Source organism: Ruegeria sp. O11 (assembly GCF_056535285.1).
In genome coordinates this window covers 188,784-208,674 of sequence record NZ_JBQERS010000006.1, presented here as the reverse complement: position 1 = coordinate 208,674, position 19,891 = coordinate 188,784, and the positions used below count along the sequence as shown (strand labels likewise).

Annotated in this window: 20 protein-coding genes; 13 read left to right on the top strand and 7 right to left on the bottom strand. The window is 57.4% G+C overall.

The annotated features are described in order from the left end of the window. Positions 1–14: 14 nt before the first annotated feature. On the bottom strand, positions 15–1,151 hold the full coding sequence (gene dprA, locus ACRZ91_RS13855; protein WP_480906313.1) for a DNA-processing protein DprA: 1,137 nt from the start codon (positions 1,149–1,151) through the stop codon (positions 15–17). 238 nt (positions 1,152–1,389) lie between these two features. Next, positions 1,390–2,811, bottom strand: coding sequence for a metalloprotease TldD (tldD, locus tag ACRZ91_RS13850; RefSeq protein WP_480906310.1), 1,422 nt, complete (start codon positions 2,809–2,811; stop codon positions 1,390–1,392). 176 nt (positions 2,812–2,987) lie between these two features. On the opposite strand from tldD, the gene coxB reads away from it, so the two are divergent. The 11 genes from coxB (at position 2,988) to ACRZ91_RS13795 (ending at position 12,936) form a co-directional block, all read left to right on the top strand. Next, entirely contained in the window at positions 2,988–3,899 is a 912-nt protein-coding gene (coxB, locus tag ACRZ91_RS13845) for a cytochrome c oxidase subunit II (RefSeq protein WP_170772762.1), read from the top strand. 74 nt (positions 3,900–3,973) lie between these two features. Beyond that, complete coding sequence (gene cyoE / locus ACRZ91_RS13840) at positions 3,974–4,930, top strand: heme o synthase (RefSeq protein WP_480906306.1); 957 nt, start codon at positions 3,974–3,976, stop codon at positions 4,928–4,930. Beyond that, positions 4,927–5,088 (top strand): hypothetical protein, encoded by a 162-nt coding sequence (locus ACRZ91_RS13835; RefSeq protein ID WP_010441671.1) that lies wholly within the window; start codon positions 4,927–4,929, stop codon positions 5,086–5,088. Before cyoE ends, ACRZ91_RS13835 begins: the two co-directional genes overlap by 4 nt. Continuing rightward, positions 5,088–5,663 (top strand): cytochrome c oxidase assembly protein, encoded by a 576-nt coding sequence (locus ACRZ91_RS13830; protein WP_170541589.1) that lies wholly within the window; start codon positions 5,088–5,090, stop codon positions 5,661–5,663. The genes ACRZ91_RS13835 and ACRZ91_RS13830 overlap by 1 nt, the downstream gene beginning before the upstream one ends. Before the next feature lie 22 nt (positions 5,664–5,685). After that, positions 5,686–6,501: a cytochrome c oxidase subunit 3 gene (locus ACRZ91_RS13825; RefSeq protein ID WP_170541585.1), complete on the top strand. Its 816-nt coding sequence runs from the start codon at positions 5,686–5,688 to the stop codon at positions 6,499–6,501. Between the two features lie 156 nt (positions 6,502–6,657). Beyond that, positions 6,658–7,335, top strand: a complete 678-nt coding sequence (locus ACRZ91_RS13820; RefSeq protein WP_480906302.1) for an SURF1 family protein — start codon at positions 6,658–6,660, stop codon at positions 7,333–7,335. Continuing rightward, positions 7,332–8,720 (top strand): threonine synthase, encoded by a 1,389-nt coding sequence (gene thrC / locus ACRZ91_RS13815; RefSeq protein ID WP_480906298.1) that lies wholly within the window; start codon positions 7,332–7,334, stop codon positions 8,718–8,720. The genes ACRZ91_RS13820 and thrC overlap by 4 nt, the downstream gene beginning before the upstream one ends. After that, entirely contained in the window at positions 8,717–9,979 is a 1,263-nt protein-coding gene (locus tag ACRZ91_RS13810; protein WP_480906295.1) for a M16 family metallopeptidase, read from the top strand. The genes thrC and ACRZ91_RS13810 overlap by 4 nt, the downstream gene beginning before the upstream one ends. Beyond that, positions 9,979–10,563 carry a GNAT family N-acetyltransferase gene (locus ACRZ91_RS13805; protein WP_010441677.1) on the top strand — a complete coding sequence of 195 codons (585 nt, stop codon included), beginning with the start codon at positions 9,979–9,981 and terminating at the stop codon, positions 10,561–10,563. The genes ACRZ91_RS13810 and ACRZ91_RS13805 overlap by 1 nt, the downstream gene beginning before the upstream one ends. 127 nt (positions 10,564–10,690) lie before the next feature. Continuing rightward, positions 10,691–11,482 carry an MBL fold metallo-hydrolase gene (locus ACRZ91_RS13800; RefSeq protein WP_480906353.1) on the top strand — a complete coding sequence of 264 codons (792 nt, stop codon included), beginning with the start codon at positions 10,691–10,693 and terminating at the stop codon, positions 11,480–11,482. Between the two features lie 38 nt (positions 11,483–11,520). After that, complete coding sequence (locus ACRZ91_RS13795; protein WP_480906291.1) at positions 11,521–12,936, top strand: FAD-binding oxidoreductase; 1,416 nt, start codon at positions 11,521–11,523, stop codon at positions 12,934–12,936. A 36-nt stretch (positions 12,937–12,972) separates the two neighbouring features. On the opposite strand, the gene ACRZ91_RS13790 is transcribed toward ACRZ91_RS13795, so the two are convergent. From ACRZ91_RS13790 to ACRZ91_RS13775, 4 genes are all read right to left on the bottom strand, one after another. Beyond that, positions 12,973–13,455, bottom strand: a complete 483-nt coding sequence (locus ACRZ91_RS13790) for a fasciclin domain-containing protein (RefSeq protein ID WP_480906288.1) — start codon at positions 13,453–13,455, stop codon at positions 12,973–12,975. Between the two features lie 171 nt (positions 13,456–13,626). Next, positions 13,627–14,166, bottom strand: coding sequence for an adenine phosphoribosyltransferase (locus tag ACRZ91_RS13785; RefSeq protein ID WP_010441681.1), 540 nt, complete (start codon positions 14,164–14,166; stop codon positions 13,627–13,629). Between the two features lie 230 nt (positions 14,167–14,396). Beyond that, positions 14,397–15,026, bottom strand: a complete 630-nt coding sequence (locus tag ACRZ91_RS13780) for a LysE family translocator (RefSeq protein WP_170473237.1) — start codon at positions 15,024–15,026, stop codon at positions 14,397–14,399. 52 nt (positions 15,027–15,078) lie between these two features. Further along, a complete protein-coding gene (locus ACRZ91_RS13775; RefSeq protein WP_480906284.1) occupies positions 15,079–16,095 on the bottom strand; it encodes a DUF418 domain-containing protein in 1,017 nt (338 codons plus the stop codon). A 222-nt stretch (positions 16,096–16,317) separates the two neighbouring features. Between ACRZ91_RS13775 and ACRZ91_RS13770 the strand changes: the two genes are divergently transcribed. Then, entirely contained in the window at positions 16,318–17,175 is an 858-nt protein-coding gene (locus tag ACRZ91_RS13770; protein WP_480906281.1) for an alpha/beta hydrolase, read from the top strand. A 2-nt stretch (positions 17,176–17,177) separates the two neighbouring features. Here the strand turns inward: ACRZ91_RS13770 and ACRZ91_RS13765 are convergent, their stop codons facing one another. Beyond that, on the bottom strand, positions 17,178–18,050 hold the full coding sequence (locus ACRZ91_RS13765) for an S-methyl-5'-thioadenosine phosphorylase (RefSeq protein ID WP_480906278.1): 873 nt from the start codon (positions 18,048–18,050) through the stop codon (positions 17,178–17,180). 205 nt (positions 18,051–18,255) lie between these two features. Between ACRZ91_RS13765 and ACRZ91_RS13760 the strand changes: the two genes are divergently transcribed. Beyond that, positions 18,256–19,890 (top strand): SulP family inorganic anion transporter, encoded by a 1,635-nt coding sequence (locus ACRZ91_RS13760; protein WP_480906275.1) that lies wholly within the window; start codon positions 18,256–18,258, stop codon positions 19,888–19,890. Position 19,891 lies beyond the last annotated feature (1 nt).

Here is a 19,891-nt window from a genome sequence, read left to right as displayed (position 1 = left end):
CAGCTTTTCGGATATTAGGCGCTAAGGGCCAAAAGCCCGCCCGGTTGCCGCTGAATCTTACCATCAAGTTCCAGATCGACCAGCACTGGGCCTATTTCGCCAGCGGATGCGTCGACATCCCGGATCAACTGGTCCTCGGCAATTGGAGATGGACCAAGGCAACTGAGAATCACGTCGTGTAGTGCGCGTGGGGCATTTTCGGATTGTGCGGTCTCCAGTCCGATAGGCGGGATTTGTTGGGGCAGTATCTGATGCTGCTGCGTCGGCAATGCGTCAATCACATCTTCAGCGGAGCGTACCAATGTCGCGCCGTCCCGGATCAGCAGGTTGCACCCCGCCGCCCTTGCGTCGAACGGGTGCCCAGGGACGGCCAGAACTTCTCGTCCCTGGTCTAGCGCGTCTCGTGCGGTGATCAGGCTGCCTGATTTGGCTGCAGCTTCGACCACGACAACAGCCTGTGCCAGACCTGAAATAATGCGATTGCGGCGCGGGAAATGCCGGGCCTGTGGCGTAGTGCCCATCGGTTGCTCGGACAGGCGCAGGCCGGTTTTTGCGATGTCGCGCGCCAGATCAGAATTCTCGGCTGGATAAATCACATCGACCCCACCAGCCATCACCGCCACAGTTCCTGTCTCCAAAGTGGCAACATGGGCCGAAGTATCAATACCGCGGGCCAGTCCCGAGACGACGATGTAGTCTTCTTTACCCAACTCAGAGGCCAACGCCCGTGCCATGCGGGCACCCAGTGAAGAACAGTTCCGTGCCCCTACCATAGCGATCGCCTGTCGATTCAGAATAGTCGGATCACCAATCGCCCATAACATTGGAGGTGCGTCAGAAATGTCGATCAGCGCATCGGGATAGTCAGCGGCCCCAAGGCACAAAAGCCGCGCTTTGGCTGCTTTTGCGGCCCTGAGCTCCGCCTCGATCACGCCGGGGGGGCAGATTTCGTACCCTTCAATTCCGGCTGCGCGCGCCATTTCCGGCAGCGCGGCCAGCGCATTCTGCGCCGAGCCATGTTCGCGCAACAGGCGCCGAAACGTCGCCGGTCCAACTTTGCGCGAACGCAACAGACGGAGCCACGAAAACCGGTCCTCTTCCGTGGTGGGTGGGAGTGGGGGGTGATTGGAAGAAAGCTGCTCTTCGGTCATCCGATGCTCCGCCTGATTGCAAAACTGGTTTACGGTGCAGCGGGTTAACAGCCTGTAAATCTTGGATAATTAGAACTGAATTATTCGGATTTTGAAATTAGATGTCACGCTATACATATGAAAATAAAGCAAAAATTTGTATGAATTTTTTTGCGCAAGTTACCGTTGATCGGCAACTTCTTCAACCGATGAGGCGCAGCGTTAACCCTGCGCCTCATTCGTCGCACTGAATTTCGACTCAAGCAGCTGAGCCACCAACCGTCAGTCCGTCCATCAGCACGGTTGGTTGCCCCACTCCCACCGGCACCCATTGCCCGTCCTTGCCGCAGGTGCCCATGCCCGGATCAAGCGCCATATCGTTCCCCAGGCCCCGAATACGCTTTAGCGCCGAGGGACCGTCACCAATGAGTGTCGCGCCTTTGACCGGAGCACCGATCTTACCATTCTCGACGCGATAGGCCTCGGTGCAGGAAAAGACGAACTTGCCATTGGTGATATCAACCTGACCGCCGCCAAAACCGACGGCCCAGATGCCGTCTTTGATGTCTGATACCAGCGAGGCTGGGTCTGAATCACCGCCCAACATGATGGTATTGGTCATACGAGGCATGGGTTTGTGGGCATAGCTCTGTCGCCGCCCGTTGCCCGTGGGTGAAACCCCCATCAGACGTGCGTTTTGGCGGTCCTGCATATATCCGGTCAGTATACCGTCTTCGATCAGGACCGTGCGCGAACTGGGGGTACCTTCGTCATCCACCGAAATCGAGCCGCGACGGTCCGCTATCGTGCCGTCATCAACCACGGTCACGCCTTTTGAGGCGATCTGTTGTCCCATCAGCCCGGCGAAGGCCGAGCTGCCCTTGCGGTTGAAATCGCCTTCCAGACCGTGCCCAATGGCCTCGTGCAACAGAATTCCGGGCCAGCCAGGTCCCAATGCAACCTTCATCACGCCGGCAGGGGCAGGGATGGCATCCAGATTAACCAGTGCGATCCGCAGAGCTTCGCGCGCTTTATCTTGCCAATCGGCAGGATCAATCAGCCCATCCAGACCCACGCGCCCACCGCCCCCGGCTGAGCCGCTTTCGCGCCGTCCGTTGTGTTCTACAATGACCGAGACGTTCAGGCGGGTCATTGGGCGCACATCGCGCACCTGCACGCCGTCGGGGCGCAGAATCTCGATCTCCTGCACTGAGGCGGCAATCGTGGCGCTAACTTGCACGACCCGAGGGTCCAGATCGCGGGCAAAGGCGTCAATCTCGCGTAGAGTCTCGATCTTGACCGGAAAACTGGCGGATTCGATCGGGTCCTCATCAGTATAAAGCCGTGTGTTGGTGGCCTTTGGCGGTCCGGCGAGCGTCCCACCACCATCACCGACAGCCAGCCGTGCGGTTTCGGCGGCTCGTTTAAGTGAGGGAATCGAAACATCCGTCGAGTGTGCGTATCCCGCAACTTCACCCTGCACTGCACGCAGGCCGAATCCCTCGGATGCATCGTAGGAAGCCGTCCGCAGACGACCGTCATCGAACACCAGTGACTCAGACTTTCGCCGCTCGACAAACAGCTCTCCGTCCTCCGCGCCATTGGTTGCGGCCTGCAGCACAGCAAGCGCCTCGTCCTTCGGAAGAGCGCTTTCAAAGGGGCGAAATGGGGCCTGAGACATAGGTTGCGACCTTTCGGGTTTGATCCAGATCAAAAATAGCGTCTGTTTGACGCAAGCATTTTGCTTTATCTACCCGACGGAATATGGTTTTTAACGCGGCCAAAGACAACGGGAGAGGTGCGACCGATTCACACCTTTTCGCCAGAGACGCAAAGATCAAACGATCAGGACAGAAAATGAAGAATGCTTTGATGCTTTCCGGGCTTGCAACAGCCCTCTCCAGCCTTCCCGCCATGGCTCAGGAGCTTGAGATTATTGGCAAGCCGGTGGCAGGCGGCGTTGGTTTCCAGCCTGCGACCACCAGTCTTGCCGAAGGAATTCAGAGTCTCGACAATATGATTCTGGTGATCATCACGGTCATCTGCCTGTTTGTCGCCGGTCTGCTGCTCTACTGCATCGTGCGATACAATCGGCGTGCGAATCCTGAGCCTGCGCGGTTTTCCCACTATACCCCGGTTGAGATTGCGTGGACCCTTGGGCCAATCCTAATTCTGGTTTTCATTGGCGCATTCTCGCTGCCGGTTCTGTTCAAGCAACAAGAGATCCCAGAGGGCGACATCACCATCAAGGTCGTGGGTAACCAGTGGTACTGGACTTACGAATATGTCGATCACGATTTCGCATTCGACAGCTACTTGCTGGGCCACCCGGCCACTTTGGATGAGGGCGCGCGCCCTGCGGATGCAGATGTAACGCCATTTGTGCTGGATGACGCGATGCGCGCCAAGCTGGCCGATGCGGGCTACAGCCAGGATGAGTGGCTGCTCGCGACGGACACGGCGGTAGTTGTTCCAGTTGGTAAGATCATTGTCATGCAGGTTACTGCGTCTGACGTGATCCATTCGTGGACCATCCCGTCATTCGGCGTAAAGCAGGACGGCGTACCAGGTCGTTTGGCCGAACTGTGGTTCCAGGCTGATAAGGAAGGCGTCTATTTCGGCCAGTGCTCGGAACTGTGCGGCAAAGACCATGCCTATATGCCGATCACCGTCAAAGTGGTCAGCGAAGAGGCATATGAGCAGTGGCTGCAGGGCGCTCTGGAAGAGTATGCAGGTAAGCCTGTTTCCTATCAGGTGGCCTCGAACTAAGCCGACTGAGGCCTAGGTAAACATGTGCGGGCTGCGCGGGTTTCGCGCAGCTTTTGCCCCGAAAAGGACCAAAGATGAGCGACGCAAGCTTCAATGCCAGCACCGTTTCCGCGCAGACCCGCGCGGACGAGGCCAGCTTTGGCGATTATTTTGCCCTGCTGAAGCCACGCGTGATGTCGCTGGTGGTGTTTACGGCTTTGGTTGGATTGCTTGCGGCCCCGGTTCCAGTACATCCGTTTGTAGGATTCTGCGCCATCCTGTTTATCGCGATCGGCGGTGGTGCGTCTGGCGCGCTGAACATGTGGTGGGACGCGGATATCGACCGCGTGATGAAGCGCACCAAAGGCCGCCCGATCCCGTCCGGCAAGGTCGAGGAAGGCGAGGCATTGGCCTTGGGACTGGCTCTTTCTGGCCTGTCCGTCATCATGCTGGGTCTGGCAACCAACTGGTTCGCCGGCGCGTTTCTGGCCTTCACCATCTTCTTCTATGTCGTCGTCTACACGATGTGGCTAAAGCGTTCGACACCGCAGAATATCGTGATCGGTGGTGCCGCAGGGGCGTTCCCGCCGGTGATCGGATGGGTCGCGGCCACAGGTTCTATGACGCTTGAGCCGTGGTTGATGTTCGCCCTGACCTTTATGTGGACGCCGCCGCATTTCTGGGCATTGGCACTGTTTATGCGCTCGGACTATGACGACGCAGGCGTGCCGATGCTGACCGTTACGCACGGCCGCCGCGCCACACGCTGGCACATTCTGGTCTATACCGCGCTGCTGGCGGTGCTGGCGGTGGGCACCGCGTTCTCGGATATCGGAGGCCCGATCTATCTGATGGTCGCACTGGTTCTGAACGGCTTGTTCCTGCGGGGCGCCTGGCAGATTTCCCGCCGAAACGAAGACGATTCCGAATCCGACAATTTCAAGGTCGAGCGCAGCTTCTTCAAGCTGTCGTTGCTGTATCTCTTCCTGCATTTTGGCGCGATTCTGGCTGAGGCGCTGCTGAAACCCTATGGGCTGGGAGGTTGGTCATGAGCCTGCGCAAAAGCCACGAGCTGCATCAGCGTCGGTTCAGCCGCAATCTGGGCGTGGGCCTAACACTGGCCGCGTTCATCGTGATCATCTTTGGACTGACGATCGTGAAGGTCTCGGGCACTGATTTCAACATGGCACCACAAGAGGTGCAGAACTGATGGCGTTGACCGGTCCTCAGAAAACCGTTGCACAAACGGTTGGCGTGGTTGTCCTGATGGGCAGCCTCGCTTGGGCAGCTGTGCCGTTTTATGACTGGTTTTGCCGGGTCACCGGCTTTGGTGGGACCACCGGCGTGGCCGAAGTGGCACCAGACGAGATTCTGGACCGCACCGTCACCGTGCGTTTTGACGCATCAAAAGCCAAAGACATGGCCTGGGAATTCAAGCCGGTCGAGCGCGAGATGGAAGTCCGCATTGGTGAGACCGGGCTGGCCTTCTACGAAGCCTATAACCCAACTGATCGCCCGATTGCGGGACAGGCGTCGTACAATGTCGCCCCGTATTCTGCCGGTGGATATTTCCAGAAGATTGCCTGTTTCTGCTTTGAAGAGCAGGTTCTGCAACCCGGAGAGCGGGTTGAGATGCCGGTGACTTTCTTCGTCGATCCAGAGATGGTCGAAGATTTGGAAGCCAAGTATGTGCATACGATTACTCTGTCGTATACATTCTATGAAATTGACCTGCCCGAGGGCTATGCAGCCCTGGACGTGCAGGCAGAAACAAACAAGAACTAACGCCTGTAGGTGAGGGACGCTGATGGCACACGCAAAAGACCATGATTATCACATTCTGAACCCGTCGATCTGGCCACTGATCGGCGCGGTATCTGGCTTTGTGATGTTGTTCGGGGCTGTTCTGTGGATGCACGGAGTTACTCCGTGGATCTTCTGGATGGGACTGATCGGTGTTCTTTACACCATGTTCGCATGGTGGTCCGAAGTGGTGGTCGAAAGCCGTCAGGGCGACCATACGCCGGTTGTGCGTATTGGTCTGCGCTATGGCTTCATCCTGTTCGTGATGTCCGAAGTGATGTTCTTCTTTGCCTGGTTCTGGTCGTTCTTCAAGCACCGCATGTACCCGATGTACGACTATGCTGGCACCGAGTACATCCAGCCCGACATTCACGCGGTTGACCCGTTCCACCTACCGCTGATCAACACTCTGGTGCTGCTGCTGTCGGGTTGTGCGATCACTTGGGCACACCATGCTCTGGTGCATGACAATGACCGCAAGGCACTGATCAATGGCCTGGCCATTGGCATCGTTCTGGGTATCGCGTTTACTGCATTGCAGGGCTTTGAGTACTATGAGTTGCTGGCCCACGAAGGCTGGAAGTTTGGCGATGACCAGTTCTACTCGAACTTCTTCATGGCAACCGGCTTCCACGGTTTCCACGTCATCATTGGAACCATCTTCCTGTCGGTCTGCTTGATCCGCGCCCTGAAAGGCGATTTTACGCCTGAGAAACACGTCGGGTTCGAAGCGGCAGCCTGGTACTGGCACTTCGTTGACGTCGTCTGGCTGTTCCTGTTCTTCGCCGTTTACATCTGGGGTCAAGCTCCGCTGATGTGACGCCGGTCAGGTGATCCAATTGCAAAAGCCGCCCCAAGGGGCGGCTTTTTCTCTATAAGGTGCGCAAGATTGCGCCCCATACAATTGCGTGGTTGCAATTAGACCAACACGCGCCGTAACAAGACGCCGATTTCTGCAACAAGGTTTGGCCCCGCCATGCGCCGCATTCTGTTTCTGCTGATTTTCGGCCTCGCGGGTTTGGGCGTGCTGATATCGCTCGGCGTGTGGCAAATGCAGCGTCTGGCTTGGAAACAGGGCATTTTGGCCGAGATCGAAGCGCGCATTGCGGCTGATGCGGTTGATCTCCCCGAGACCGTCACGGAAGCAGATGACAAGTATCTTCCTGTCACACTCTTCGGAGAAATGAAGCCAGAGGAAATCCACGTTCTGGTCTCGGTCAAGCAGGTTGGGGCTGGGTACCGGATCATTCAGCCCTTCAGCACCGCGGATCGGACTATTCTTGTGGATCGGGGCTTTGTACCGACGACCGCCAAGAAAGCCGACCGTATGACCGGCCCGATGGAGGTCTCAGGCAATCTGCACTGGCCTGATGAAATCGACAGCTACACGCCCGAGCCAGATATCGATGGCAACATCTGGTTTGCGCGTGACGTGCCCACTCTGGCTGCGGCACTAGGTACAGAGCCTGTGCTGTTGATCGCCCGGTCCAAAACGGACCCTGACATAACACCTCTTCCGGTGGACACGGCGGGTATCCCGAACGACCACCTTCAATATGCAATCACATGGTTTGGTTTGGCTCTGGTTTGGGCCGCAATGACCGGATACTTCCTGTGGCGCAACCGCGCCCCTTCTGAGAGAGAAGAGCAATGAGATACATCTCGACCCGTGGCCAAGCGCCGGAACTAAGCTTTGAAGAAGCGATGCTGACCGGGCTGGCACGTGATGGTGGCCTGTACCTTCCCGTCGAGATCCCTGTGATGTCGCAGGACGAAATTGCTGCGTTGGCTGGCTTGCCCTACGAAGAAATCGCATTCCGCGTGATGTGGCCCTATGTCAGCGGCTCGTTCGCCGAGGATGAGTTCAAGGCTATCATCGCCCGGGCTTACGATGGTTTTGGACACGACGCCCGCGCGCCGTTGAAGCAGCTGAACGAGAACCATTTTCTGCTGGAGCTGTTTCACGGACCCACGCTGGCCTTCAAAGATTTCGCCATGCAGCTAATCGGCCAGCTGTTTCAGGTAGCGCTGAAACGGCGCGGTGATCGCGTAACTATCGTCGGTGCGACAAGCGGCGATACTGGTTCCGCTGCCATCGAGGCGTTTCGAGGGCTGGACGCGGTGGATGTGTTCATCCTGTTCCCGCATGGCCGTGTTTCGGAAGTGCAGCGCCGTCAGATGACGACGCCAGCCGACAGCAATGTGCACGCTTTGGCCGTGGATGGCGACTTCGACGATTGTCAGGCCGCGCTGAAGGACATGTTCAACGATTTCGACTTCCGTGATGGGGTGAAGCTGGCCGGTGTGAACTCGATCAACTTTGCGCGCGTCCTGGCACAGATCGTGTATTATTTCTCGGCTGCCGTCAGCCTCGGCGCACCGCATCGCGAGGTCAGCTTCACCGTGCCGACAGGGAATTTCGGCGATATCTTCGCAGGCTATCTGGCCAAGCGTATGGGTCTGCCCATCGATCGTCTGGTGGTGGCAACCAACCAGAACGACATTCTGCATCGCTGTCTGTCGGGCGAGGGGTATTTCAAGGGTGACACGATCCCTTCGATCAGCCCGTCGATGGATATTCAGGTCAGTTCCAACTTTGAGCGCGCACTGTACTTTGCCTATGGTGAGGATGGTGGTGCCGTTGCGCAATTGATGGATGAGTTGAAGAACGGTGGCTTCAACGTCAGCCAAGGCGCGATGGAAGCGCTACGGGAAAGCTTCGACTCGGGTCGTGTATCTGAGGATGAGACACTGGCCACAATCAAACACACTCTGACCCACAGCGCCGAACTGGTTTGTCCGCACACTGCGGTTGGTATTAAGGTCGCTGAAGAACACCGCTCTGCCGACGTTCCGATGATCACTCTGGCCACCGCACACCCCGCGAAATTCCCGGCAGCGGTTGAGAAGGCAAGCGGCGAACATCCGCCTCTTCCATCCCGCATGTCTGATCTGTATGAACGTCCGGAACGGGTGACGCGGATTGCCAACGATCTGGGTGCCCTTGAGGATCATATCAGAAGGCATATTGCTGAGTGACAGTCAGACAGGACCAACTGAAGAACGGCTTTCGTATCGTCAGTGAACATATGCCGGGGCTGCAATCTGCAGCCATTGGCATCTGGGTAACCGCCGGTGGGCGGCATGAGCGGATCGAACAAAACGGCATCGCGCATTTCCTTGAGCATATGGCATTCAAGGGAACCGAGCGGCGATCCGCGCTGCAAATCGCCGAGGCGGTCGAAGATGTGGGCGGCTATATCAACGCCTATACCTCACGCGAGGTGACGGCCTATTACGCACGCGTTCTGAAAGACGATGTGGCGCTGGCGATGGACGTGATCGGCGACATCGTTCTGAACCCGATCTTTGATCCGCGCGAGATCGAGGTCGAGCGCGGCGTGATCCTGCAAGAGATTGGCCAGGCCTATGACACGCCCGACGATGTGATCTTTGATTGGCTGCAAGAGCAGAGCTATCACGACCAGCCTCTGGGCCGGACCATTCTGGGGCCGACCGAGCGGGTCAGCGCATTCTCGCGTGAGGACCTTTCAGGATTTGTATCCGAGCATTACGGGCCGGAACAAATGATCCTGTCCGCTGCGGGCGCTGTGGATCATAACGCCCTGATGAAGATGGCGGAAGAAATGTTCGGCCATCTGCAGCCGCGCAAAGGTCTGACCCCTGAAATTGCCCGCTTTACCGGTGGTGAGGCACGGCAGGAAAAAGATCTGGAACAGGCCCATTTCGCGCTGGCTCTGGAGAGCCCAGGCTATCGCGATGATGCGATCTATACCGCACAGATTTATTCGACGGCTTTAGGCGGCGGCATGTCTTCGCGCCTGTTTCAGGAAGTGCGCGAAACGCGTGGTCTCTGCTACACGATATTTGCACAGACGGGCGCCTATGCCGACACCGGTACGACCACGATCTATGCGGGCACCTCCGCCGATCAAGTTGCGGAACTGGCCACGATCACCATCGACGAGATGAAGCGCGCCGCCGACGACATGAATGACGAAGAAGTGGCCCGTGCCCGCGCACAGATGAAGGCCGGAATGCTGATGGGGCTGGAAAGCCCCTCGAACCGGGCCGAACGTCTGGCGCGTCTGGTGCAGATTTGGGGGCGGGTGCCCTCGCTCGAGGATACGGTCGCCAAGATCGACGCGGTCAGTACCGAGAATGTGCGCGCCTTTGCTGAAAAGATGGCCATGCAGGCCCCGGCGGCGCTGGCGCTGTACGGGCCGGTTTCGGGTGCGCCATCGCTGGCTGAGCTGCAGGAGAGGCGTGCGGCGTGATGCTACTGGGCAGACGCAAGCTTAAACTCGAAACCGAGCGGCTGAGCCTGCGCCCGCCTGTCCATTCCGATTTCAATGATTGGGCGGCGCTGCGGCGCGCGTCAAAAGAATACCTGACCCCGTGGGAACCAGTTTGGGCGAAGGATCACCTGAGTCGCAAATCTTTTACCAACCGGGTTTACTGGGCTCAGCGCTCGGTTGCCGGCGGTACGGCGATTCCGCTATTTCTGTTTCGCCGTACGGATAATGTCCTGCTGGGGGCCATCACGCTGGATAATATCCGCCGTGGTCCAGCGCAGGCCGGAACACTGGGATACTGGACGGGGCAATCCTTTGCCCGTCAGGGCTTCATGCGCGAAGCGATTGGAGCGGTGGTTCATCACGCCTTTACCCGCCTTGATCTGAGTCGGATCGAGGCCGCCTGTTTGCCGGAAAACAAGGCCTCGCGCGGGTTGTTAGAAAGCTCGGGTTTCAAGTACGAAGGCGTGGCGCAGTCCTATCTGCAGATCAACGGGCGGTGGCGGACGCATGTTCTGTATGCGTCTTTGCGGTCTGATCGGCGCGGGAAGACCGACGTAGGTTAGGGGGCGCTGCCCCGTCGCGGCAGGCCACGCCTCCCCCGGAGTATTTTGGCCAGATGAACAAGGGGCATGACTTGCGGGCGTTCTGCGCTACACTCGATGCATGTGGCGGGTTGTTGCGGTATTGATGATGATCTCGGGCGGGGCTGTGGCGCAGGAGCGGCGGCCTAGTCACTGTATCGCTATTGCAGATGCAGCGCCGGGGATTGAATATCTTCACAAAGCGGCCTGGCAGGATCCCGTGCCAGAGTTTTCGGTTCGGATCAGCTATGTCGCGCATGCATCGTTTTTGATCCAGACACAGGGTGGATTGAACGCGGTGACCGATTTCACCGGCTTTATCGGCGGCGCAGCGCTGATTCCAGACGTAGTCACGATGAACCATGCGCACAGCACCCACTGGACCGCCCATCCCGATCCGGCCATCCCGTACGTCCTGCCTGGTTGGGGCGAGTTCGGGCAGGGCATTGAACATCATCTCGATCTGGGAGAGCTGCTTGTGCGTAATGTGTCGACCGATATTCGATCGGCTTATGGTGGCGTTGAAGAGCGCGGGAACTCGATCTTTGTGTTCGAAGTAGAGGGGTTGTGCATCGGTCATCTGGGACATCTGCATCATATTCCCTCGGACGAACAATTCGCGGCATTGGGTCGGCTTGATGTGGTCATGGCCGCAGTGGATGGTGGGACGACCATGCCTCTGCCCGAAATGATCCAAGTTCTGAAGCGGCTGAAAAGTTCGATCATTATTCCAATGCACTGGTTTTCAGACTTCTCGCTTGAACGATTTCTAGTGGATATACGCGAGGATTTTCCGGTTGAGCGAGATGGAGTTTCGGAACTCATCGTCTCATTGCGGACTTTGCCAGACCGACCGACGGTCGTCGTGTTGGAACCCCAGTATCTGATTGAGCAGGAATAGGGCTTGCCGCTGCCGTTGGCCTTTGGCAGGGAGTGGGTATGACTCTGTACCCCGCCGATGACCGCTTTGCCGAAGCAGTGCGCGCCCAGCTGGGCGATGATGTACTGAGGCCCGTTTCCGAACGCTATCTTGAAGAGCCACGTCAGCGGTTTGTAGGGCAGGGCGGGTTGCTGGCCTTGCCTAAGACCGTAGAAGAGGTATCGGCCCTGGTCCGGTTGGCTGCTGACGCGTGCGTGCCCGTTGTTCCATATGGCGGCGGCACCGGTCTGGTGGGTGGGCAGGTTGCGCCGGATGGCCCTACGCCGTTGATCATCTCGCTAGAGCGGATGTCAGCAATCCGTGCGATCTACCCGACAGAAAACATTCTCGTTGCTGAAGCGGGTGCCATTCTGGCGGATGTACAGGCGGCAGCCGAGGATGCCGAACGGTTGTTTCCTCTGTCGCTGGCGGCACAGGGATCTTGCCGAATCGGGGGCAATCTGGCCACCAATGCCGGTGGCGTGAATGTGCTGCGCTATGGTAATGCACGCGATCTATGTTTGGGGCTTGAGGTGGTATTGCCAAGCGGTGATATCTGGCATGGGCTTAGTCGTTTGCGCAAAGACAACACCGGTTATGACCTGCGCAACCTGATGATCGGGTCCGAAGGGACGCTGGGGATCATCACGGCGGCGGCACTGAAGCTGTTCCCGCAACCCAAAGGGGGCGGAACGGCGATGTTAGAGGTTGCCTCGCCTGAGGCAGCAATTGATCTGTTATCATTGGCGCGGGATCAGGTGGGCGAGGCGATCAGCACGTTTGAGCTAATCCACAGGCAAGGGCTGCAGTTTCTGACCGAGGTTCTGCCGAACATTCGGCAACCCTTTGCAAAGCCACCGGAATGGAGCGTCCTGATCGAGTTGGGCCTGTCCGCTGGGCAAGATCCTTCGGACATGCTCGAGGCAATCTATGTGGCGGCCGAAGAACGCGGTCTGGTGCGGGATGCCGTCATTGCTCAGAGTGAGGCTCAAAGAGCCGAATTATGGGCGGTGCGCGAGCAGATTCCCGAGGCCAACCGCTTGATCGGGTCTGTCTCAAGTCATGATATCTCGGTTCCGATCTCACGAATCCCCGAATTTATCCTGCGCGGCGCGCGTGTGGTTGCCAAACAGGGGCCCTTCCGGGTGAATTGCTTTGGCCATTTGGGTGATGGGAACCTGCACTACAACGTGTTTCCGCCTGCCGGTCACGACAAGGCCGAGTTTGATGCACAACGCAGTGCCGTTAAACGTGCCGTGCATGATCTGGTACATGAATTTGAAGGATCGGTAAGTGCGGAACATGGTGTTGGAAGGCTCAAGACCGACGATCTTGAAGACTATGGCGATCCAGTAAGATTGCAGGCCATGCGTGCCATCAAGATGGCGCTTGATCCGAAGGGGATCATGAACCCCGGAGCTGTTCTGAAAAAATAAGCGCGACCCGGTCGAATACCGGGCCGCGCCACAAGTTCATGACGCAGGCAGAATAACTTTGTCGATCACATGGATCACGCCGTTCTCGGCCTCAATATCGGCTTGCACCACGTTGGCATCATTCACCATGACGCCATTGTCCAGATCGATAGTAATATCCCCGCCTTGTACGGTTGCGGCGGTCATGTCATCGGACAAATCACCCGACATCACTTTGCCGGGCACAACATGATAGGTAAGGATCGCGACAAGTTGGTCCTTGTTTTCCGGCTTTAGCAGGTTTTCTACCGTGCCTTCGGGCAGCGCTGCAAACGCCTCATCCGTGGGCGCGAACACAGTGAACGGCCCGTCACCCTTTAACGTTTCAACCAGTTCGGCAGCCTGTACCGCAGCGACGAGCGTTGCGAAGCTGCCCGCACCCACTGCAGTATCGACGATATCTTTAGAATGCCCGTCTGCCAGGGTAGAAGTGGTCAACAGAAGACTTGCAACTCCAGCAACAGCGAATTTGCGAAACATGACGTGATTTCCCTTGTTGAGAATGCCTTAGGTGGCATCATTCGGGGTACGCAGTATGTTCACAAAGAGATCAGAGATATTAAGCGTCGCAGCTTCTTGAAATTCGACTTACCCGGGCTAAGCTTGCGGGTTGCACGAATTCCAGTCACGATTCCGTGAATTGTGTGATGGTCAGAGCCCTTCGAACTCGCACAGAACGTGCACATCCATACCCAGATCTTCCAGCGCTTTGCGACCACCCAGTTCGGGCAAGTCGATGATAAACGCGCAAGAGATAATCTCGCCCCCCAGTCGTTCGATCAACTTGATCCCAGCGGCAGCGGTGCCGCCTGTAGCGAGCAGGTCGTCAACGACCAGAATTTTTTCACCCGGCTGGATGGCATCATCATGAATCTCAACGATAGCTTCGCCATATTCCAGCTTATAGTCTTGGCTGATCGTAGTGCCGGGCAGCTTGCCTTTCTTGCGAATTGGCACAAATCCAACGCTCAACTGATGTGCTATGGCACCGCCCAGAATGAAGCCGCGTGCCTCAAGACCCACGACCTTATCGATCCGCTCGCCCGCATAGGGGTGCAGCATCTGGTCGATTGCCATACGAAACCCGCGTGGATCAGCAAATAGGGTGGTGACATCCCGGAACATGATCCCCTCATGCGGGAAATCGACAATGGTCCGAATGTAATCCTTGACCGTTTTGTTTCTGGACATGGGCCACCCCTTTGGCATCAAACACGCAGGGGTGTTTGACCCATCAAAGTCGGTCATGCAAGAAAACTTTGGCGCCTGCGGCTACTTGCGGCGGCGGCCGATGGCGTTTGGCAGGCCATGGTAACGAAACTGAGCATTCGAGAGCCACGAGTTGCGCGGTTTACGTCAGCCACGCGCGCAATCCGCCGGTTCATCCGGGCGTTCATGAAGGAAAATGCCAAAGACTGACCTTAGGCAGGGCGGCGCAATACAGCTGTAGCGACGCCCATCCCGATCAGAGTCAGCCCTCCGAACCGGGTCATGGCAGTGATGACGTTTGTACGTCCGATCATGCGGCGCAGCCGATCCGCCAGCAGCGCATAGGCGAGTGCGTTTAGCCCGGCTAGACCGACGAAGGTGGCGATCAGTATTGCGAATTGCGGCCCCAGCGGATCAGTCGGGCGCAGGAACTGCGGTACAAACGCGATGAAGAAAGCGATTGATTTCGGGTTCAGCGCGGTGACGGCGGCGGCATGGCCAAAGACGCTGCGGGCGGTGACATTTCGTTCAGTCTCAATAGCCTGTACACCACCAGAAGGCGCGCTGCGAAGAAGTTTGATGCCTAGCCAAATCAGATAAACAGCACCCACCCATTTCAGCACAGTGAACAGGGTAGCCGAGGCCAATACCAGCGCGCCCAGCCCCAACAGCGATGCAGTCATCGCCACCAGATCTCCCAAAGCCACACCAGTTGCCGAGGCAACCGCAACGCTGCGCCCTTTCGACAGCGCATAGCTGAGAACCAGCAGAACCGTCGGCCCGGGGATCAGCAGCAGAGCGGTCGATGCGGCCACAAAGGCGAGCCAGAGTTCAAGTGACATTGGAAATCCTATCGATGCGTCGCCCACACCAAGCCTCGCCGCGACAGCGAGGTCAAGCCTTTGCGTGTTCGGTTAGGCGGCGCATCACCGTCTCTAATAGTCCGTGCTTGAATTTACTGAACCAAAGCAGGGCAAATAGTGACGACAAGACACAGAAGTACAGTGCGTACATCGCGATTTGCGGCGCGCTCAGCGATCCGTTTAGCAGTCCGAGTTCTTCCAGCAGCCCCATTCCAATCAGGATATGGGCCATATAAAGCGTCAGGCTTTGTCGTCCCGGTGCGGTCAGAAACGTCGCGATCCCACTCCGCTCGATCATTGGCCAGAGCTTCAATAACAACCCGATCACCATACAGGCGGTCCCAGTCCCCGCCATTATGTAGAATGGGCCGGGCGGGATCGACTCGGTCCCCAAATAGGCCGCCAATTCCGGGTCTGATGTTAACATCTGCGGAAACAGAGCCAGCACCGCTGCGCCAAAGCCCCACATGATCAACCGATGCTGAATGCAAAGGGTCTGAAGGTCAGACCGCCCGATCGCCATTCCGATCAATAGGAATGCTGCCCATGGCAAGACCGGATGCCAGCCGTTGAAAAGTGCGTTGCGAATAAATCCGGACAAGCTCCAGAGATCGGTATACACCAGCGTTTCCCAATCCCAGCCCTGATCATAGTTGAAGATCAGGTTGGCGAATACTGTGAGGATCAGGATTCCCAACGCTGCCAGCCACAGCCCGCGTTTCGAAGTCGTCAGAAACGCGGCACTGACTACAAAGTAAAGCGCATAGAAATGCAGGATATCGGCGTCGAATATGGTCATATTCATGAGACCGATCACAAACAGAAATGCAGCTCTGCGTAGCAATAATCCTGCTGAGATACGTGACAATCCGATACCAATCCCGGCGAGAACTACGAATAAAGCAGCTGCGCGTCCTTCCAGCGCATCAATCAAAACAGAGGCCCAATCAGTGCCCGGAGCGACTTCGGCTGCGATACGGAAGTTAACCAACACCATACCGCAAAAGGCTAAAAAGCGGGCAGCATCCAGCGCGTCCAAACGTTTCATAACGCCTCTCTATGCTCGGGTTGGGTTGGCTAAGTGTATGCCTTTTCGCCGATAATTGGCTTCAACATGGCGTGGCATCAGGGCAATTCAACTGCCGCTATCTCAAACGCCAGGGGTTCTTGCATTGCGGCAACAGATTTAAGATTGGATGAAGCTTGGCTCATGCATCTTGAAACGCGCTTAAGACTTCCCACACTCGCAGTGCGACCAAAGGAGGGGGCAATGGTTCAAACACAACATGCAGATACTAAGACAAGTTCCAGCCACTTTGGCGTTGAGCGTGTAAAAAACATTCTGGTTGGGCTGCTGCTGACCGGTGCGATCATCTATACAGGCATCGTCGGTTACATGTTTCTTAACCAGCAATCTCTGCTTTACAAACCCGATGGTGAATTGCCCGACCCGTCCAGCGTTGGATTGGCAGATGTTGAGATGCAATCGGTCCCGATGACCGATGGCACAGTGCTGACAGTCTGGGCCGCGCCGGCTGCGGTTCCCGATGCACCGACAGTCCTGTTTTTCCACGGCCAAAGCGGCAATCTGGGTGATCGCGCTGATCGTTTGCGCGAAATTCTCAACTCAGGCTATGGCTTGCTGGCCCCCAGCTATCGTGGCTTTCCGGGCAGCGAGGGTGAGCCTTCGGAACCGGCGCTGATCTCTGATGGCGTGCAACTTTTTGACCGGCTGACCGGAAAGGGTGAAGCCGTTGTTTTGCACGGACAAAGCCTCGGCACCGGCATCGCGGCCGCCGTTGCTGCTGAGCGCCCCGAGGCGGAATTGCTTGTGCTCGAAGCCCCATTCACTGCAACCGTCGATGTCGCTGCGGAACGCTATCCGTTTCTTCCTGTCTCAGTCCTGATGAAGGATCAGTTTGCCACCCGCGACCTGATCGAACAGATCACGGTGCCGACGTTGATCTTTCACGGCACCGAGGATGAAACCATCCCGCTGCACCACGGACAGGCTCTGGCCGAGATGTCTGATAGCGCGCAGCTTTACGTGATCCCGGACGGAACCCACAACAATCTGTGGTCATATGGCCTGTGGGACGAGGTGCAAAAGAACCTGTCTCAGAACTGAGATTATAGGACCCGCCCAGCCACCGCATCCAGCTTGGCCAGCAGCGCCGGGTCTCTCTTTTCTGGCGCAGTCAGGATGGCATATTCCAGCGCCCGGTCGCAGCCATGCGGGCAGGGCACACGTTCGGCCCCCAATAAGGCGGGCAGGCCTTTGACCAGCGCCCGGCCTTTCTCGGCGTTGCCGGTCAGCGTGGCGATGATTGCGGTTACGTCGACCTCGCCGTGGTCTGGGTGCCAGCTGTCATAATCGGTGACCATGGCGATCGAGGCATAACAAAGCTCGGCCTCGCGGGCGAGTTTCGCTTCCGGCATGTTGGTCATGCCGATCACATCACAGCCCCAGTGCTCGCGATACATCTTTGATTCCGCCAGAGAGGAAAACTGCGGCCCCTCCATCGCCAGATAAGTGCCGCCCCGATGGATATTGATGCCTGCGGCTTTGCCAGCTGTCTCGCAGGCATCCGACAGGCGTGGGCAAGTTGGATGGGCAACGCTCACATGGGCGACGCAGCCGGTTCCGAAAAAGCTCTTTTCGCGGGCAAATGTCCGGTCGATGAACTGATCCACGATCACGAAATCACCCGGCGCCATAGGTTCGCGGAATGACCCGCAGGCCGAAACCGAAATCACATCCGTTACGCCCAGCCGCTTCAACGCGTCGATATTGGCGCGATAGGGCACTTCGGTTGGTGAATGCACATGACCGCGCCCGTGACGTGGCAGAAAGGCCATTTCGGTCCCATTCAGAGACCCGGTCAGGATCTGATCCGACGGCGTACCCCATGGCGTTTCCACAGTGACCCACTCGGCATTTTCCAGACCATCAATGTCATAAATGCCCGATCCTCCGATGATGGCGATTTTTGTTTGGGTCACGTTTGCTCTCCGTTGAAATTATCTTCTTGGTGAGTTCTGCGGGCCGCGGCCTCTTTTGACAAGTGGGTTCAACGGTTTGTGTGCACCTGCGTCAAGCTATGCGTGGGGTGCATATCAGGGTCCCGCCTAGCGCGGTATCTCGAGGCCGGTTTGACCGCTAGAAGGCCCCTTTCGCGCGAACAAAACCGACCAACAGGACCGATCCATGCCCCGAGCCATGCTGGCAAGCTTTGCCAATCGTATAGCCAAACCCGATCTGCGCTGGGTCCCGGATGAGGGATTGACCTTTTCCCGCCTGCGGATCGAGTTGCTGTCCGGTCTCACCGTCGCCTTGGCGCTAGTCCCCGAAGCCGTGGCCTTTGCCTTCGTTGCCGGGGTGCACCCTCTGGTCGGATTGTACGCGGCATTTCTGGTTGGTCTGATCACCGCGCTGATCGGTGGCCGTCCGGGCATGATTTCGGGCGCAACCGGGGCACTAGCGGTTGTCATGGTCGCTCTGGTCGCGGAACACGGGGTCGAATACCTGTTCGCGACCGTTGTCCTGATGGGGATCATGCAGATCATCGCGGGGGCGATGCATTGGGGCCGGTTTATCCGCCTAGTGCCGCATCCGGTCATGCTGGGCTTTGTGAACGGTTTGGCGATTGTGATCTTTCTGGCGCAGCTGGGCCAGTTCAAAGTACCTGGCACCATGGAAAACACCGGCCACGGAATGAGTGGTGGTGAGTGGTTGTCAGGCCTGCAGCTCTATACAATGCTTGGCTTGGTCGGACTGACCATGGCGGTGATCTGGGTTATGCCCCGCATCACCCGCATCATCCCTGCACCGTTGGCCGGGATCGTAGTCGTCGCTGCGCTAGTAATCGGCATTGGGCTGGACGTCCCGCGCGTCGGCGATCTGGCATCGATCGAAGGCGGTTTGCCTAAATTACATATCCCGATGGTTCCACTAAACTGGGAAACCTTTGAAATCATCCTGCCCTATGCGCTGATCCTTGCGGCAATCGGCCTGATCGAATCTCTGCTGACACTGAACCTTGTGGGTGAAATCACCGGCAAACGCGGCGGTGCTTCGCAGGAGTGCATCGCGCAAGGAACCGCCAACGTGGTCACTGGCTTCTTCGGCGGTATGGGCGGCTGTGCCATGATCGGCCAGTCGATGATCAACGTGAAATCCGGTGGGCGCACGCGTATCGCAGGTATTGCCGCGGCGTTGTTCCTGTTGCTGTTTATCCTCGTTGGCTCACCGCTGATCGAACAAATACCGCTGGCTGCACTGGTGGGCGTGATGTTCATGGTGGTGATCGGCACCTTCGCCTGGAACTCGCTGAAGATCATGCGCAAGGTGCCTTTGATGGACGCGTTCGTGATCGTACTGGTGACAGTCGTGACCGTAATGGAAGACCTTGCAGTGGCTGTTGTGGTCGGGGTGATCGTCTCGGCATTGGCATACGCTTGGAATAACGCGAAACGCATCCATGCGGTCACGCGCGACTCGGAAACGGAAGAGGGCGCGAAGGTCTATGAGATTCAGGGCCCGCTGTTCTTTGGATCGTCCGAAGGATTCGTGGAACTGTTCGAGGTACAAAACGACCCCGAGACCGTCATTATCGATTTCGCCGCCAGCCGTGTGGTGGACCAATCCGCGCTGCAGGCCATCGAAAACATTGCTTCCAAATACGAGACGGCGGGCAAGCGGGTTATGCTGCGGCACCTCAGCCGCGACTGTCACACGCTACTGAACAAGGCCGGCCACCTGATGGTCGATAGCGATGATGACCCGGATTACGAACTGGCTGTCGATTATTCGGTTCGGACCGGAATTCTAGGTGGGCACTGAA

Coding starts and splice junctions, on each gene's coding strand:
- dprA (WP_480906313.1), bottom strand. CDS start 1,151: ATGACCGAAGAGCAGCTTTCTTCCAATCACCCCCCACTCCCACCCACC.
- tldD (WP_480906310.1), bottom strand. CDS start 2,811: ATGTCTCAGGCCCCATTTCGCCCCTTTGAAAGCGCTCTTCCGAAGGAC.
- coxB (WP_170772762.1), top strand. CDS start 2,988: ATGAAGAATGCTTTGATGCTTTCCGGGCTTGCAACAGCCCTCTCCAGC.
- cyoE (WP_480906306.1), top strand. CDS start 3,974: ATGAGCGACGCAAGCTTCAATGCCAGCACCGTTTCCGCGCAGACCCGC.
- ACRZ91_RS13835 (WP_010441671.1), top strand. CDS start 4,927: ATGAGCCTGCGCAAAAGCCACGAGCTGCATCAGCGTCGGTTCAGCCGC.
- ACRZ91_RS13830 (WP_170541589.1), top strand. CDS start 5,088: ATGGCGTTGACCGGTCCTCAGAAAACCGTTGCACAAACGGTTGGCGTG.
- ACRZ91_RS13825 (WP_170541585.1), top strand. CDS start 5,686: ATGGCACACGCAAAAGACCATGATTATCACATTCTGAACCCGTCGATC.
- ACRZ91_RS13820 (WP_480906302.1), top strand. CDS start 6,658: ATGCGCCGCATTCTGTTTCTGCTGATTTTCGGCCTCGCGGGTTTGGGC.
- thrC (WP_480906298.1), top strand. CDS start 7,332: ATGAGATACATCTCGACCCGTGGCCAAGCGCCGGAACTAAGCTTTGAA.
- ACRZ91_RS13805 (WP_010441677.1), top strand. CDS start 9,979: ATGCTACTGGGCAGACGCAAGCTTAAACTCGAAACCGAGCGGCTGAGC.
- ACRZ91_RS13800 (WP_480906353.1), top strand. CDS start 10,691: ATGATCTCGGGCGGGGCTGTGGCGCAGGAGCGGCGGCCTAGTCACTGT.
- ACRZ91_RS13795 (WP_480906291.1), top strand. CDS start 11,521: ATGACTCTGTACCCCGCCGATGACCGCTTTGCCGAAGCAGTGCGCGCC.
- ACRZ91_RS13790 (WP_480906288.1), bottom strand. CDS start 13,455: ATGTTTCGCAAATTCGCTGTTGCTGGAGTTGCAAGTCTTCTGTTGACC.
- ACRZ91_RS13785 (WP_010441681.1), bottom strand. CDS start 14,166: ATGTCCAGAAACAAAACGGTCAAGGATTACATTCGGACCATTGTCGAT.
- ACRZ91_RS13780 (WP_170473237.1), bottom strand. CDS start 15,026: ATGTCACTTGAACTCTGGCTCGCCTTTGTGGCCGCATCGACCGCTCTG.
- ACRZ91_RS13775 (WP_480906284.1), bottom strand. CDS start 16,095: ATGAAACGTTTGGACGCGCTGGATGCTGCCCGCTTTTTAGCCTTTTGC.
- ACRZ91_RS13770 (WP_480906281.1), top strand. CDS start 16,318: ATGGTTCAAACACAACATGCAGATACTAAGACAAGTTCCAGCCACTTT.
- ACRZ91_RS13760 (WP_480906275.1), top strand. CDS start 18,256: ATGCCCCGAGCCATGCTGGCAAGCTTTGCCAATCGTATAGCCAAACCC.